The 14,544-nt window shown below is 34.4% G+C and carries 16 protein-coding genes; 1 reads left to right on the forward strand and 15 read right to left on the reverse strand.

Going from position 1 to position 14,544, the window contains the following annotated elements:
• Window positions 1-12 precede the first annotated feature (12 nt).
• A complete protein-coding gene (locus ABJD27_RS09455; protein ID WP_348163092.1) occupies window positions 13-702 on the forward strand; it encodes an SGNH/GDSL hydrolase family protein in 690 nt (229 codons plus the stop codon).
• Between the two features lie 78 nt (window positions 703-780).
• Here ABJD27_RS09455 and ABJD27_RS09460 read toward each other — a convergent pair whose 3' ends face one another.
• The 15 genes from ABJD27_RS09460 to ABJD27_RS09530 form a co-directional block, all read right to left on the reverse strand.
• Window positions 781-2,976, reverse strand: coding sequence for a hypothetical protein (locus ABJD27_RS09460; protein ID WP_348163089.1), 2,196 nt, complete (start codon window positions 2,974-2,976; stop codon window positions 781-783).
• An 11-nt stretch (window positions 2,977-2,987) separates the two neighbouring features.
• The gene (locus ABJD27_RS09465; RefSeq protein ID WP_348163087.1) at window positions 2,988-3,530 is read right to left on the reverse strand and encodes a sigma-70 family RNA polymerase sigma factor; all 543 of its coding nucleotides are present in this window, start codon (window positions 3,528-3,530) and stop codon (window positions 2,988-2,990) included.
• A gap of 97 nt (window positions 3,531-3,627) precedes the next feature.
• A complete protein-coding gene (locus ABJD27_RS09470; RefSeq protein WP_348163084.1) occupies window positions 3,628-4,338 on the reverse strand; it encodes an endonuclease/exonuclease/phosphatase family protein in 711 nt (236 codons plus the stop codon).
• A 2-nt stretch (window positions 4,339-4,340) separates the two neighbouring features.
• Window positions 4,341-5,288 carry an alpha/beta hydrolase gene (locus ABJD27_RS09475; protein ID WP_348163081.1) on the reverse strand — a complete coding sequence of 316 codons (948 nt, stop codon included), beginning with the start codon at window positions 5,286-5,288 and terminating at the stop codon, window positions 4,341-4,343.
• A gap of 20 nt (window positions 5,289-5,308) precedes the next feature.
• On the reverse strand, window positions 5,309-6,583 hold the full coding sequence (locus ABJD27_RS09480) for an aminotransferase class V-fold PLP-dependent enzyme (RefSeq protein ID WP_348163078.1): 1,275 nt from the start codon (window positions 6,581-6,583) through the stop codon (window positions 5,309-5,311).
• A 62-nt stretch (window positions 6,584-6,645) separates the two neighbouring features.
• Window positions 6,646-7,239 (reverse strand): HAD family hydrolase, encoded by a 594-nt coding sequence (locus ABJD27_RS09485; protein WP_348202036.1) that lies wholly within the window; start codon window positions 7,237-7,239, stop codon window positions 6,646-6,648.
• A complete protein-coding gene (locus ABJD27_RS09490) occupies window positions 7,239-7,382 on the reverse strand; it encodes a hypothetical protein (protein ID WP_348163074.1) in 144 nt (47 codons plus the stop codon). The genes ABJD27_RS09485 and ABJD27_RS09490 overlap by 1 nt, the downstream gene beginning before the upstream one ends.
• 170 nt (window positions 7,383-7,552) lie before the next feature.
• Window positions 7,553-8,101 carry a hypothetical protein gene (locus ABJD27_RS09495; protein WP_348163071.1) on the reverse strand — a complete coding sequence of 183 codons (549 nt, stop codon included), beginning with the start codon at window positions 8,099-8,101 and terminating at the stop codon, window positions 7,553-7,555.
• A gap of 248 nt (window positions 8,102-8,349) precedes the next feature.
• The gene (trpA, locus tag ABJD27_RS09500) at window positions 8,350-9,111 is read right to left on the reverse strand and encodes a tryptophan synthase subunit alpha (RefSeq protein ID WP_348163068.1); all 762 of its coding nucleotides are present in this window, start codon (window positions 9,109-9,111) and stop codon (window positions 8,350-8,352) included.
• Between the two features lie 99 nt (window positions 9,112-9,210).
• A complete protein-coding gene (gene trpB, locus ABJD27_RS09505; protein WP_348163065.1) occupies window positions 9,211-10,419 on the reverse strand; it encodes a tryptophan synthase subunit beta in 1,209 nt (402 codons plus the stop codon).
• A gap of 371 nt (window positions 10,420-10,790) precedes the next feature.
• Entirely contained in the window at window positions 10,791-11,477 is a 687-nt protein-coding gene (locus ABJD27_RS09510; RefSeq protein WP_348163062.1) for a phosphoribosylanthranilate isomerase, read from the reverse strand.
• A 1-nt stretch (window position 11,478) separates the two neighbouring features.
• Window positions 11,479-12,255: an indole-3-glycerol phosphate synthase TrpC gene (gene trpC, locus ABJD27_RS09515; RefSeq protein ID WP_348163059.1), complete on the reverse strand. Its 777-nt coding sequence runs from the start codon at window positions 12,253-12,255 to the stop codon at window positions 11,479-11,481.
• Between the two features lie 50 nt (window positions 12,256-12,305).
• Window positions 12,306-13,298 (reverse strand): anthranilate phosphoribosyltransferase, encoded by a 993-nt coding sequence (gene trpD, locus ABJD27_RS09520; RefSeq protein ID WP_348163056.1) that lies wholly within the window; start codon window positions 13,296-13,298, stop codon window positions 12,306-12,308.
• A gap of 69 nt (window positions 13,299-13,367) precedes the next feature.
• A complete protein-coding gene (locus ABJD27_RS09525; protein WP_348163053.1) occupies window positions 13,368-13,946 on the reverse strand; it encodes a hypothetical protein in 579 nt (192 codons plus the stop codon).
• A gap of 20 nt (window positions 13,947-13,966) precedes the next feature.
• A complete protein-coding gene (locus ABJD27_RS09530) occupies window positions 13,967-14,536 on the reverse strand; it encodes an aminodeoxychorismate/anthranilate synthase component II (RefSeq protein WP_348163050.1) in 570 nt (189 codons plus the stop codon).
• Between the last annotated feature and the right edge of the window lie 8 nt (window positions 14,537-14,544).

The raw sequence follows: 14,544 nt of genomic DNA on the forward strand, positions 1-14,544 counted from the left end.
AAGTAGTACATCATGAAAAAAGTAAAATACTTTTTAAGTATTTCGTTTATATTTTTTCTTTTAACACCTTCTTATGCTCAAGATTGGCCAAACTTAAAACGTTATCAAGAAGAGAATGCTGCATTGGAAATTCTTAATCCAAATGAACATCGGATTGTATTTATGGGAAATTCAATTACAGAAGGTTGGTTAAACATACGACCAGAGTTTTTTGAAAATAAGCCATATGTAAATAGAGGTATTAGTGGTCAAACAACTCCTCAAATGCTATTGCGTTTTAGGCAAGACGTTATCAATCTAACACCATCTGCAGTAGTTATATTGGCAGGAATAAATGACATTGCAGAAAATACGGGTCCTTCAACAATTGAAATGATTGTAAATAACATTGTATCTATGGCAGAGTTGGCAAAAGCTAACAATATAAAAGTGATCCTATGCTCTATACTTCCAGCGTATGATTTTCCTTGGAAAACAGGATTAGAACCTGCTGGAAAAGTTGTAAAACTGAATGCACAATTAAAAGCATACGCTACTCAAAATAGCGTAATTTATGTAGATTACTTTACGCCTATGGTAAACACATCTAATGGTTTAAAAAAGGAACTTGGAAGTGATGGTATTCATCCTAATGTATCTGGATATTTGATTATGGAACCTCTTGTAGAAGAGGGAATCTCAAAAGCATTAATTCAAAATTAAATCTAATTGATTACGTAATACTAGATAATAAAAGTCCTAATGAATAGTATTCATCAGGACCTCTTAGTACGATATTATTTAAAACAAAGTATTCAGCTTTTTTAATTCTTCTTGTAGCTCTTCAATAGTATATCCTTTAAAATTCAAATCTAGCTCTTCAAGATTCTTTGTGTTGACATCCTTAATGGCTAGATGATACTGGTTGTCAACAATTTTTATAGCGATGAGTGTTATATCTTCCCCTTTAGGAATATCACCAAAATCAAAACTACCATCTACAGGTAATCCAGATAAAATAGAACGTGTATTTTTAAAAACGATTTTTACATCTGTTCTATCACTATCTTTAATCTTGACCTTATACCTGATTTTAAGCCCTTTATATCCTATAAAACGGTCACAGTTAATCCACCTTAAACGAGATGTTTTAAAAAGATAATATGTAGTATTTTGTCTGCGAGAAACTTGTCTATTATTTAGACTTCCAATAATTACATTATTTCCGTTTACTGTAGAATCTCTTCTTAAAGTAGAATCTCTTAGCGAAGATTTTCTAAATTGGACAGGTTTGCTAGGAATTTTTCTTATTGATTGTTTATTTGTGATTTGTGTACTATCCCATCGTTTTCTAATTACATTACCGCCTCTTGTGATAGAGTCTGTAGATAGTATTGAAAATCCCGAATCTGGATTTTCAAGGACTGCTTTACGTATAAAGACATAACGACTTCCATTTATTTTTTGATATCGTATCAGTCGTCTTTTCTTATAATCAATGAATCTATCTAAAAATACCTGATCTATAGTTATATCATTATTCTGCAGTACTTCTTTAAGCTCTCCAAGCGTTTCTTCTAGTTTCCTTGTTGGAATGCGTCCATCATAATAAATTGTATTATTAACTCCTGTAACTATTGTTGAGTCTTCTTGTGAAAATTTTATAGATGTAGGTATAGGGTCTAGTTGTGTTACTCTTCTATCACTATTATCAAAAGTATCGTCAAATTGAATAAATATAGGTAAAGAATACAATACATTTACTGCTTGACCTCTTTGTTCACCAGGTATTAGTTTAGGAACTAAAGCTAAGACTCTTTCTACTTCTTCTTGAATTCCAGGAAAAGATGGTCTTGTTGTAATATTTGTAATGTTCCCTGTTGTATCTATAGCAAATGAAGTAAAGATGCGCAACCTATTATTTGTACTAAAATCCTGAAAAATATCGGCATTAAATTTTCTATTAATAACACGTTGAAATACGACGGATACACATTCCTTCTTTTCTTCATTATTTTTTCCTTTACATTCAGGAAATGAAGGAATTTCTTCAACAATAGCAAAAGGGACATCTGTGATATCATGTATTAATGGATCTACAAGGGAAGAATTTTCTATGGTCCAATTGATGCTGTTCCCAGTCTCTTGACCTGTGAATAATTGCATGTCTGGCTTCTTGTTTTCAGTTGGAAACTCTATAGCCATCTTAGTATTGAGTTGTAAAGGAATCTTGTCGCTAAATGCTTCTATAAATAGCATTCCACCAGTTTCTAATTGTCTGTCATCTGATTTTGTAGTAAGATTCGCAAGAAGTATATCTGCTAATTCATAGTATTCTGTAATCTCTAGTTTAATCTTTCCCTTTACAGTTTGATCTGTTCCTTTATAATTAAAAGAGTTTGCTTTTATTGTAAGCACGGTGCCTTCTTTACATGTGATAATAGTATCTTTTTCTGTGTTTATATGGAATGTTTGTGGAACCTTTTTTACAGTAGTATAGAATTGATTTAAATCTGTTTCTTTACTATTATGTATTGGCACGTCAAAGTTTTCTTGATCAAGAACAGTACTATCACTTAGTTGTTCTATCTGTAAATCTGTATTACGATCATTACTTTCTACTAATATTCCTTTAGGAGATGATACTTCTTTTTGAGTGTTACTTTGTACTTGAATTGTTGTGCTAGGGGTAGAAGTTTGTGTAGTGCCCTCTTTAGATATCGCACTATATGTCAGTACAGAAAGACCAATAATACCCATTGCAATAGCAATGTATTTGATCCATTTTGCTTTTAAATATCCTTTACGTGCAGCTTGAATTTCTTGTTTTAATTGGATACGACCCAAACCTCCTAAAAATGTAAGATGCTCTTCGTATATTTCTTTAAAGCCACTATCTGTTGTTAATTGTAGATGAAATGCTTGTTTTTCTTTTTCAGATAAGACGTTGTTTATATATTGATTGATGCGTTCTATGTCTTGTATATACTTTTCCATAATATTTCGAATTAAGATTGAACCGTTTTGTACTTGGTTTTAAAGATGTCTTTTGCTTTTTGTAAGCACTTGTACTTCTGGTTTTTTGCAACCTTTTCAGAGGCAAATTGCATCATTTCTGCAATGACTTTAAATGACATTGCTTTGTGATAAAACAGTTGTAACAATTGTTGACATCGCTCTCCTAATTCGAGAAACGCTTTTTCAGCATATTGATATTTCTTTTCTTCTAATACATTGTGGAAAATAGATACTTCCTCTTCTTTTAAATTATGTAGTTCTTGTTTTGAATATTGTTTTTGAGTGTCTTTCCAGATAAATCGAGAGACAGCATAGATATAAGTGTAAAAAGAAGACGTTAGTTTAAAATCTGATTTTTCAAGATTTTTACTTAAGATAATTAATGCCTCTTGAAATACATCTTGTGCATCATTTTTAGACCCTCCTTTTGAAAGAATTAATTTTTCAATCCTTGGGAACAGACTATATAGTTGTCGAAATGCTTTGTCTCTCTGACCATTTTTAAAAAGAGCCATTATTTTTTGATCACTCATAAAAGTATGTTTTACTTATTAATGGTCATTTTGTGAAAAGGTCTCCTCAATTTTATGAAATATTTTTAAAATAGCATACTAACAATAGCCATACCATTTACTCCTCAAAAGAAATAATCACAGGACTATGATCACTTAGTGCTGTCCAATCTTTATGATTTCCTACGGATACATTTTTTAGTTTTTTAAGAAGATTTTGAGATGTAAAACAATAATCCAAATGATAAGGACGTCCTATCTGTTTATAGAGATAAAAGGTAGGGTCTTTCTCCTTCCCTTGTACTTGGTTATAAAAATAATGATAGGCGCTTTCTATGCCTAATTTAGATAGATAAGAAACAACATTAGAATGATTAGATACTCGATTGGGTTTGTCCCAAAATGTATTGCTATTAAAATCTCCGATAAGAAGTAAATTGTCTAATGATAGTAGATCAGTATAATAGCTTATCGCATTCCAGATGTGAATGCCATAATTATCATTGGTATCTGGTTTTTGAGCCCAGATAGCAAGAAGAGTATAAGTGTTTTTTGCATTAGAAACTTGTAAAGGAGCTACAAAACGAAAATCTGTATTGTGATCTGGAAGAGGAGAAATTGTATAATTCCCATAGGTGAAAACACCTAATCCTTTATGAGGATTATCTCCATACCAATAGGAATCATTATACTCTTTTATAGCATCTTTAAAGATGAGTTTATCAAGGCGTTCGCACTCCTGAATAATAAGAATATCTGGGTTTTCGGAAAGGAGAGCCTGTGCCTTTTTCCGAAATGCCATATTACAATTCCAGGTAATGATCTTCACTGTTATGGATTAAAACGGTCAATAAAATCGGCAAAGGATTTGATAAAATGTGGTCTCGGTGTTTCCATAAACGCAGCATGATCACCACCAGATATAACTACCCAACTTTTGTCTTTTGTTTTTAATTGGGTAAAGAGTGTCGCTTGACGATCTGTTGGTCCAATAGGATCTTCGGCTCCTTGTATTATTAATACAGGTGTTGTAATAGTGGAAGGATCTATCAGGTTATACTCATTCAGATGTTTCCAATCTGCTCGAATCGGGTCTGCGGCTAGCGCGGCTTTCACGTAAGTGTCAATAGCATTTTTACTAATACTTCCAGGGATAATAAAATCACTGGCAGCAGCTTGGGCAGTGTTTACTCTTTTTTCTAACGCAACATCAGCAGGGCTTTCAGGAATTGTTGTGTTGAGGTCTAACCAAAACTCAAACAGGGTTAAACTTTCAATATGTGTATCGTCTTTTTGAGTAGCTAATAAAGATAGAGTAGATCCCATAGACCAACCAAATAAGTGTACTTTTTGATGATTGTTTTGAGCAGAGATCCATTGTAATACGTTATTGATATCCTGAGCTGCTTTATTTGGAGTGTTCCACTCACTAGCATCTCTTGGCGTAGCTCCATATCCTCGTAAATCAATAGCATATGTAGTATATCCTTGTTCGACTAGACCATCCATTAAGGATAGATCTTCTCCTTCTACTTGTAAATCAAAATCTGGGACACCGCTCCAAGTACGACCATGCACAAAAAGGATAATTCCTTTAGAGTTGAGTGTTTTTTTCTCCCACACTGCCATAGGGTGTCCTTCAGAAAGAACTGTGTGTTGTATAAGTGAGTCTTTTACAATCGTTGTTGTCTCTACAACGTCAATAGGAGTTCCTTCTTTTTTGCATGCAATAGTGACGAATGCGCAGATAAGAAGTGTAATTTTAAATATAGATTTCATAGCAAGTATATTTTCAAATGTTAACTGGCAATACCTTCTAGTGCTTTTACCAAATAATCAATATCCTTTTTGGTAATAAAAATGGCAAAAGAAATACGAACGCCATTGAGACCAAATGTAGTCATAGGACGTGTGTCAATTCCGTAGGTATCTGAGAGCTGTTTTTTGACATCAGAAACATGCTTACCAACCACTTCCAACGTTTGTATTGCACAAGATAGTGCATCATTTTCTGGAGTCTTAAACTTGAATGCTGGATTGCCTTTGATCTTTGATCTAAAATAGTTTTTGAGTTCATACGATCGTTGTGCTATTTTTTCTTTTCCGATATTGTTATGAAAATCTACAGCAACACCTAATCCTAAAAACTCAGGTAAATTTCTGGTGTTGTAGTTTTCAAGACGTCGTATACTTGTATCATCATATCCATAAGCAACAATAAGGGGTTTTAAATAGTGTTGACTCTCTTGTTTTGCATAAAACATGCTGATACCTTTCGGCGAAAAAAGCCACTTGTGGGCACTCGCTGTGTAGAAATCACAACCTAAATCATGAAGATCTATATCAAACATACCAGAACCTTGAGCGCCATCTACAGCCACTAGGATTCCTTTTTCATGTGCCATTTCTGAAATTTCCTTTACCGGTAAGATCATGCCATTTGTATTTACAATATGACACATAGAAATCACTTTCGTTTTTGACGTAATGGCATTTCTATAGACAGTTACGATGTCTTCAACAGTTTCTGGAAGTATAGGTAATATAGGACGTACTAGTTTGACTCCCTTTGTTTCTTGCCAAGCTTTCCAAGGAATGGTACCGCTATGATGCTCATGATCTGCAAGAATGACTTCATCATCGGGTTGTAAATCAAAGCTACGTGCGATAAGATTCATCCCTTCAGTGGTGTTATGCGTAATGGCAATTTCTTCATTGGAGACAGAAAATAAATCGGCTACTTTTTGACGTACAATTTCTTTCTCTTCGCTCCATCCTCCCCACATATATTTTGAAGGAAATCCATCTAAGGTTTCTCTATACGTCGTTGTAGCTGCTTGTACAGGAATAGGAGAGGGGCCTAGAGATGCATTATTGAAATAATGAAGTCCTTTTGGAAATTTAAATTGTAGCTTAACACCTTCCCAAAATGCTTCTGATGTATCATCAGTATCTAAAGAGGGAAGCCGATGTGTATTGTTTGTAGCTGTGGCAGTAAACGAAGGAGCTAAAAGAGCACCAGTAGTACCAGCAAGTAATTTCTTTACAAAAGACCTACGACGATTATTTTTCATACGTATGAATGGGTTAATTCTTAATCGTAGGTAAGATACGCAGAAACCATCCAATAATTGTTTTATCGGTTAGTAGAGACTTGATTTCTCCAACCTCTTTTTTCAAGACTTCTCACATTGTGTGTATTTTTTATACTATGAAGGTATTCTGAGAGTGCTTGTAATTCTTTGTCGTTTTGATTTCCTTCAAATGCGTTGATGTATATCGCATTGCCATAATTATCTCTTGTCTTTTCAGGGGAGTCATCTATGATAAGCATACGTTCTAACGTAAAGCCTAGCTTTTTTGCTTTTTTGAGACGTTTTTCATGAACATACCTATCTAGATCATAATCTCGTCTTGTTGTGCAACGCGTTCGTCCCCATACAAATTCAAATGTTATTGTCGAAGGTTTAATCTTGTCGACTATTTCTTGTACATACATATCGTCTGCAGAGGACCAAATAGCCAAATTAAAGTGTAGACTAATTGTTTCTAGAAATTCCTTGAGATAGGGTCTCTCATAAATAAAATAATTAGTATACCTAAAATTATGAGGAACTTCTAATTGAGTTCCTGTGGCATGAATTAAGGTCTCATCGAGATCTAATATGAGTAATATGTTATCTGGATTTTTCAGGAATTGATAGAGTGATATTTGTTTTTTGAGGAAAATTAAGAATAATAATCGTCATCTTCTTCTTTATTCTTTCGAAAAAGAATTTCAGCATCAATACCAAATATTTTGGCTCCTTTTGGAAAGAAATAAGCGAGTACTACTAATCCAATAAATACAATTATAAATATAAAAGTTGCCATATACGATAAGTATATGATATTATAGAAATGTTACATAGTAGCTCTGACTTGTTTTGAATACAATGTCTATATGATTTGGTGTCTGCTCAAAAAATAAGAACAGAAATACTTGGGGCGTATATTTCTGTTCTTGTTGTTGATTTGGGGAAAAAAAGGTAATACAACTGTAATTAATATAAAACTGCAAAGGTATTTGTTGTATTCGTTTCTATGCTTGTTGCATACATACGAATACTTCTCAAGTTGGGTAGTGTATTAATTTCTGTAGGTAAAAATCCTGTAAAATCATTTGAGTATATATACAGATATTCAAGACTTTTTATTTTTGATATTTCTTCAGGTACGTTTCCTTGGAGTGTATTTAGAGATATATTAAGACTTATTAATTTGCCTAAGTTTCCAATAGATGTAGGAATGTTTCCTTGTATGGTATTGTTATGAAGATTTAAAACCTTTAGGTTTACAAGGTTTCCTATAGATGCTGGAAGTTCTCCATTGAGATTGTTATTTGTAAGTTTTAATGCCACTACTTTATTATCAATAATAGTGACTCCTTTCCAGTGTTCTACAGATGCATTTAAGTCCCAAGACTCAGTCCAATTATCTCCATTTGTAGCATAATACAAATCGATTAACGCTTGTTTTTCTAAAGATGGTAATGTAGTTGCTCCTATAGTGAAAGAAAAAAGAGATACTACTAAAATAATAACTGTTTTCATAATCTTGAGTTCTGTGAATACAAAAATATGAGGAGTTCAGTCTATCCTTTATTTTTTAAGACAAAACATCGACTAAACGTCGAAATACACAAAAACATCGATATAATACACAATTTTTATGATAATTTACTATGCGTGCATTATTTTTTTACAAAAACAATGTAGCTTTAAAACATTTAGAAATGATAGTTTGGATGATTTTGAAAACACATGTTCACATGTTTTTTAATTAAATGTTACACTAACATTTATCGAATTGTCTTCACAAATGTGTCTACACTATCTGCACCATGTGTAGTGATATGTTTTATAAAAGCACTTCCGATGATGGCACCTTTCGCGTAAGCGGTAGCTGCATTAAATGTATTTGCATTACTAATTCCAAACCCTACAATTTGTGGGTTTTTAAGCTTCATAGAAGCAATACGTTCAAAATATTCAGATTGTGTATTTCCAAAACCACTTTGTGCTCCCGTCGTACTTGTACTACTTACCATATATATAAATCCATCACTCGCAGCATCTATCTGCCTGATACGATCATCACTGGTTTGTGGCGTAATCAAAAAGACATTAATAAGCCCATATTTCTCAAAAATAGCTTTGTATTCAGCTTCATATTCGGCAAGTGGTAAGTCTGGCATAATGATTCCATCAATTCCTATTTCTGCACAAGTCGCACAAAATTTCTCAACACCATATTGTAACATCGGATTAAAATAACCCATCAAGATAAGCGGGATATCAATCGTCTTACGTACATCTTTAAGTTGGTCAAATAACAATTGCGTAGTCATCCCATTGTGAAGCGCGGTAGTACTACTTGCTTGAATGGTTGGGCCATCGGCTAGCGGATCAGAAAAAGGAAGTCCTATTTCAACCATATCAACACCGCTATCTTGTAATTGTTGTAGGATAGGCATTGTGTCATTAATAGCTGGATATCCAGCTGTAAAATAGAGACTAAGTAACTTTTTATCTTCTTGTAATCTTTGTTGTATTCTGTTCATTTTATTCTCACGTAGGCAGAAATATCTTCGAGCATACGACTTTATTATATATTATGTAGCGTTTTTTTTGCTTTCGCGAAAGCGGAAATAAAAATTAAACTATAGCTTAAAATAATCGATATATGTATTTAAATCTTTATCTCCACGACCAGATAAATTAACTACGACTACATCATCTGGCTTGAATGTTCTAGTTTCAAAAATAGCAAGGGCATGACTGGTTTCTATAGCAGGAATAATCCCTTCTAGTTTACTCAGTGCGAGTCCTGCTTGCATAGCGTCATCATCGGTAATAGAGATAAACTCACCACGACCTGTTCTAAATAAATGCGCATGCATCGGTCCAACACCAGGATAATCCAATCCTGCCGAGATAGAATAAGGTTCTGTAATCTGTCCGTCTGGAGTTTGCATCAATAATGTCTTACTACCGTGTATAATGCCTTCACGACCCAGTGCAGATGTTGCTGCACTTTCTCCCGTATCTATTCCTTTTCCAGCAGCTTCAACAGCGATAATACCCACCTCTGGCTGATCTAGATAATGATAAAATAATCCAGCAGCATTACTACCACCACCTACACAAGCCACTACATAATCTGGATTTTCACGACCTTCGACTTCTTGCAGTTGCTTTTTTGTCTCAGCAGAAATCACCGATTGAAAGCGAGCCACCATATCTGGATACGGATGAGGTCCCACCACAGATCCGATAATGTAATGTGTGTCTACAGGATTATTAATCCAATCTCGTATCGCTTCATTTGTTGCATCCTTCAGTGTTTTACTTCCCGACATGGCTGGACGCACTGTAGCACCTAGCATTTTCATACGAGCTACATTAGGCGCTTGTCTCTCTATATCAATAGCACCCATATATACAATACATTCTAGTCCCATTAAAGCACAAACAGTTGCTGTTGCAACGCCATGCTGTCCTGCACCAGTCTCAGCAATAACACGTGTTTTGCCTAATCGTTTTGCCATCAATATCTGACCAATCGTATTGTTTACTTTATGAGCTCCAGTATGGCATAAATCTTCACGTTTTAGGTATACTTTTGTATTGTATTTTTTGCTAAAACGTTCAGCATAGTACAAAGGTGTAGGACGACCTACATAATCTTTAAGTAAGGCATTAAATTCCTTTTGGAATGAAGGCTCTTGCATAATTTGCACATATTGAGAGCGCAATTCTTCTACATTGGGATAGAGCATTTCTGGAATAAATGCACCCCCAAAATCACCGTAATATCCTCGATCGTCTGCTTGGTAACTAGTATGTGGTTCTGTAATCATAGTATTCATTTAATTTCCGCGAAGGCGGAAATCTCATCCACCCTAGCTTATTATTAGTTTCCCGTCTCCACGGGAAGTATTTTATTTTTTGGAGCATCCAACTTAAATCATCCCAATTTGGATTCATATCGTTGATTAAATTTTCTTTCCATTCTCGATTCCATTTCTTTATTTGACGTTCTCTTTTTCTTGCTTCCGATACCGTTTTAAACGTTTCAAAATAGATGAGTTTGTCAAGGTTATATTTGCTTGTAAAACTCTTTTTGTAAACTTCGTCTTTTTAAGTTAACAGTAAATACTGTATATAAAACTTTGTTATGCGTATTTGTTGTCATATAAAAGTAAAATTACTCTTCTGAGAATTCCATTTTACTTTACGTTTAATTTGATGAGTCTTCCGCCTTCGCAGAAGCGTCTTGAACTTTATTGAAGTCTAGTCCATTTATAAATTGTTTTAGACTTTCTATATTTTTTTGTCCAGGTGTATCTTCAAACTTGCTATTTATATCTAGTGCAAGAATGGGAAGATGAGTTCCTAGAATTTCTTTTATGTTATCTATTTCTTCTAGTCCAATACCGCCACTTAAAATAAAGGGTGTTTGAGTCGAATATTTTTTTAGAACACTCCAATCAAAGGTATATCCATTACCACCTTTTGCTTTTCCTTTGGTGTCAAAAAGGAAGGCATCAACAAGAGATTCATAAGGAATAAGTCTGTCAAAATCAAAGATGTCTTTGATCCCAAAAACTTTCCATATTTCTAGTGTACTCTTTGAATCTTCGGTAAACTCAGATTGACATGCAGTTTTTAATTCTTGAATATACTCAGGAGATTCGTTTCCGTGTAATTGGATGATGTCTAGTTGGTATTTTTCTATGTTCGCTTTCGCGAAAGCAATATCAGCATCTACAAATACACCTACTTTTTTTATGCCTTCTGGAAGTTGTGGTATTTCCCCATTAAAATTGCGCGGACTTTTTTCATAAAATATAAACCCAAGATAGTCTGGTTGCAATGCAGCGACTTCTTGTGTATTATATTTCATTCCGCAAATTTTGAGTTTCATATTACAGCTTCTTAATAAACTCGTTAGCACTTGCTCCAGGGTTATCAGTTTTCATAAAATTTTCTCCTATCAGAAAACCTTCAAAACCATAAGGTTTCAACTCTTTAATTGCATCTACAGAACTGATTCCGCTTTCGGATACTTTGACAAAATTGTCTGGTATCAAGGAGACTAAGTCTTTACTCGTCTGGATACTTACATCAAAGGTCTTTAAATTTCTATTATTTATTCCTAACATATCTACGGTCGGAACAATAGATTTGAGAAGTTCTTCTTTATTATGTGATTCGCAAAGGACGTCTAGGTGTAACGCTTTCGCGAAAGCGGAAAAATCTTCAATCTCCTTTCTTGTAAGTGAGGCAGCAATTAATAGAATAGCATCGGCACCATGGGCTTTTGCTTCTAGAATCTGATACTCATCTACAATAAATTCTTTGCGTAATAACGGAAACTGAGTGGCTGCTCTAGCTAGTAATAAATCATCAAGCGATCCTCCAAAATATTTACCATCTGTCAAAACAGACATGCCACTAGCACCTGCTATTTCATATCCTAAAGCGACATCTTGAACACTTAAACTGTTATTTATTACAGATTTACTAGGAGACCTTCGTTTGTGCTCTGCGATAACCCCAGATCCGTGTTGTAAAGTAGTTGCTAGAGATTGTGTTTCTCGTTCAAATAAGGCAGATTGCTCTAATTGGGAGATAGGAATAAGTTGTTTTTTAAGAGCAACTTCTTTATGTTTATCTGCAATTATTTTTTCTAGTATTGTCATAGTATGTCACCTCATCCTAACTTTCTCCTCAAGGAGAAGGAATAGATGTATTATTTACTGAGTTGTTGTAATTTCTTTAATTTTTCTAATGCTTTTCCAGACAGCAAACTTTCTCTAGCTTGTTCAAAGCCTTCTTTTGGGGTGAGTCCTTTTACGGTAGCAATTGCCATTCCTGCATTTGCACAGACCACATTATTTTGTGGCTCCGTGCCTTTGCCAGAAATAACATCTACAAAAATATTTGCAGATGCCTCAACACTATCACCTCCATAGATATCTTGTTGTGTGTGTGCTATTACGCCAAAATCTGATGGAGTAAGTATGGTTTCTGTGCGGTTTGTAATTGTTTTTGTAGGACCTGTTAATGAGATTTCATCATACCCATCCAGCGCATGAAGGATGGTAAAGTTTTTATCTCCTTTTTGATAGAGGTATCCATACATTCTTGCAAGTTCAAGGTTAAAAACACCTACAAGCTGATTTTTTGGAAATGCTGGATTTACCATAGGACCTAGCATATTAAAAAAGGTTTTGACTCCAAGTTCTCGCCGTATAGGAGCTACGTTTTTCATTGCTGGGTGAAATAACGGCGCATGTAATACACACATTCCAACTTCATCCATAGATCGTTTTAGGAAATCACTATCATTACTAAACTTGATGCCTAAGTATTCCATCACATTACTACTACCACTTACCGAAGAGACTCCATAATTACCGTGTTTAGTCACATGTACTCCAGCACCGGCAGTAACAAAACTAGATAGTGTAGAAATATTAAAGGTGTCTTTTCCGTCTCCTCCAGTACCACATAAATCAATGGTGTTATACTCAGAAAGGTCGATGGAAAGGCACAAATCTAATAATGCATCTCTAAATCCTTCGAGCTCTTCTACTGTGATGCTACGCATCATATAGACCGTTAAAAATGACGCTATCTGACTAGGGTTGTATTTCCCTTCTGATATATTGACTAAAATTTCACGTGATTCTTGCTTAGAAAGAACATCGTGTTGTATAAGTCTATTAAGTATCTTTTTCATAGTTATTTTTCATGAAGACGGAACCTTTATTTTAGTCACGTCTGTCTTTGTCATTTATAGTATTCAGAACTATTGATTATTGATGTGTATAATTTCTAGCTCTTTTTTATCTGCAGCAATATTTTTAATCCCTTTCTTTTCTATTCTTGATGATTTTGGAGCTCTTCTCCCAAAGGCTCCTCGTTCTATATAATTATAAATACCCGTAGGAGTCGAAGCAATCCATCCTTTTGCAAAATTTGATTTCTCCACAAAGATGATATCTCCGTCATGAGCTGAGAGGATTTTTTTTGCTGCCCTTACAGCATCTTTTTCGGCGGTATTATTAGGAAAAACGAGATAGGTGCCATTTTTAAATAATACCCAGTTTTTCTTACCAGGATTAATCCCTAGTTGTACATTAAAAATTAAAGACTTATAATCTTCTCTTTTTTTTGTGACTACTTTTTTCTTAACAGGAGGAGGGGTCTTTTTTATAACTTCAGGAACTGGTGGTGGTTCAGGAATAGAGTCTGCTTCTGGAGCTGGTGGTGTTTCAGGCACTTCAACAACTGCAGGAGTGGCAGGCAGTTCAGGTGGTGCTGGCTTGTCCTTTATACAAGAAACAACCAAACAACTCAATGATAGGTATAAAAAAGCTTTTTTCATGGTATTAAAATTAATTTAGGTTAGTTATTAATCCAATTCTTAATCATTGCTTTCCCATCGGGTGTAAGTACACTTTCTGGATGGAATTGTACGCCTCTCACATCAAATATTTTGTGACGTAATCCCATAATTTGACCATTACCATCTACAGCAGTTATTTCTAAACTTTCAGGAAAGCCTTCATTGGCAACTACCCAAGAATGATATCTACCTACAGGAATATGTTGATCTAATCCTTTGAAAAGGATAGTATCTTCCTTTGTAATGTCAATCTGTGTAGCTACTCCATGAAATACTTGATCTAGGTTGATAAGTGTTCCTCCAAAAACTTCACCTATGGCTTGTTGCCCTAAGCATACTCCTAAAATACTTTTTGTAGCAGCATATTTCTTAATAACTTCTTTAAGTAATCCAGCTTCTTCTGGGATTCCAGGGCCTGGTGATAATAATATTTTTGAATATTCTTCACAATCATCAATATGAAATTGATCATTACGCTTTACAACAACAGTGCAATCTAATTCTTCAAGATAGTGTACAAGATTGTACACAAAACTATCATAGTTATCTATTACGAGTACTTTTTTCATCTTTTCTA

Source organism: Dokdonia sp. (assembly GCF_039945015.1).
Taxonomy (GTDB): Bacteria; Bacteroidota; Bacteroidia; order Flavobacteriales; family Flavobacteriaceae; genus Dokdonia.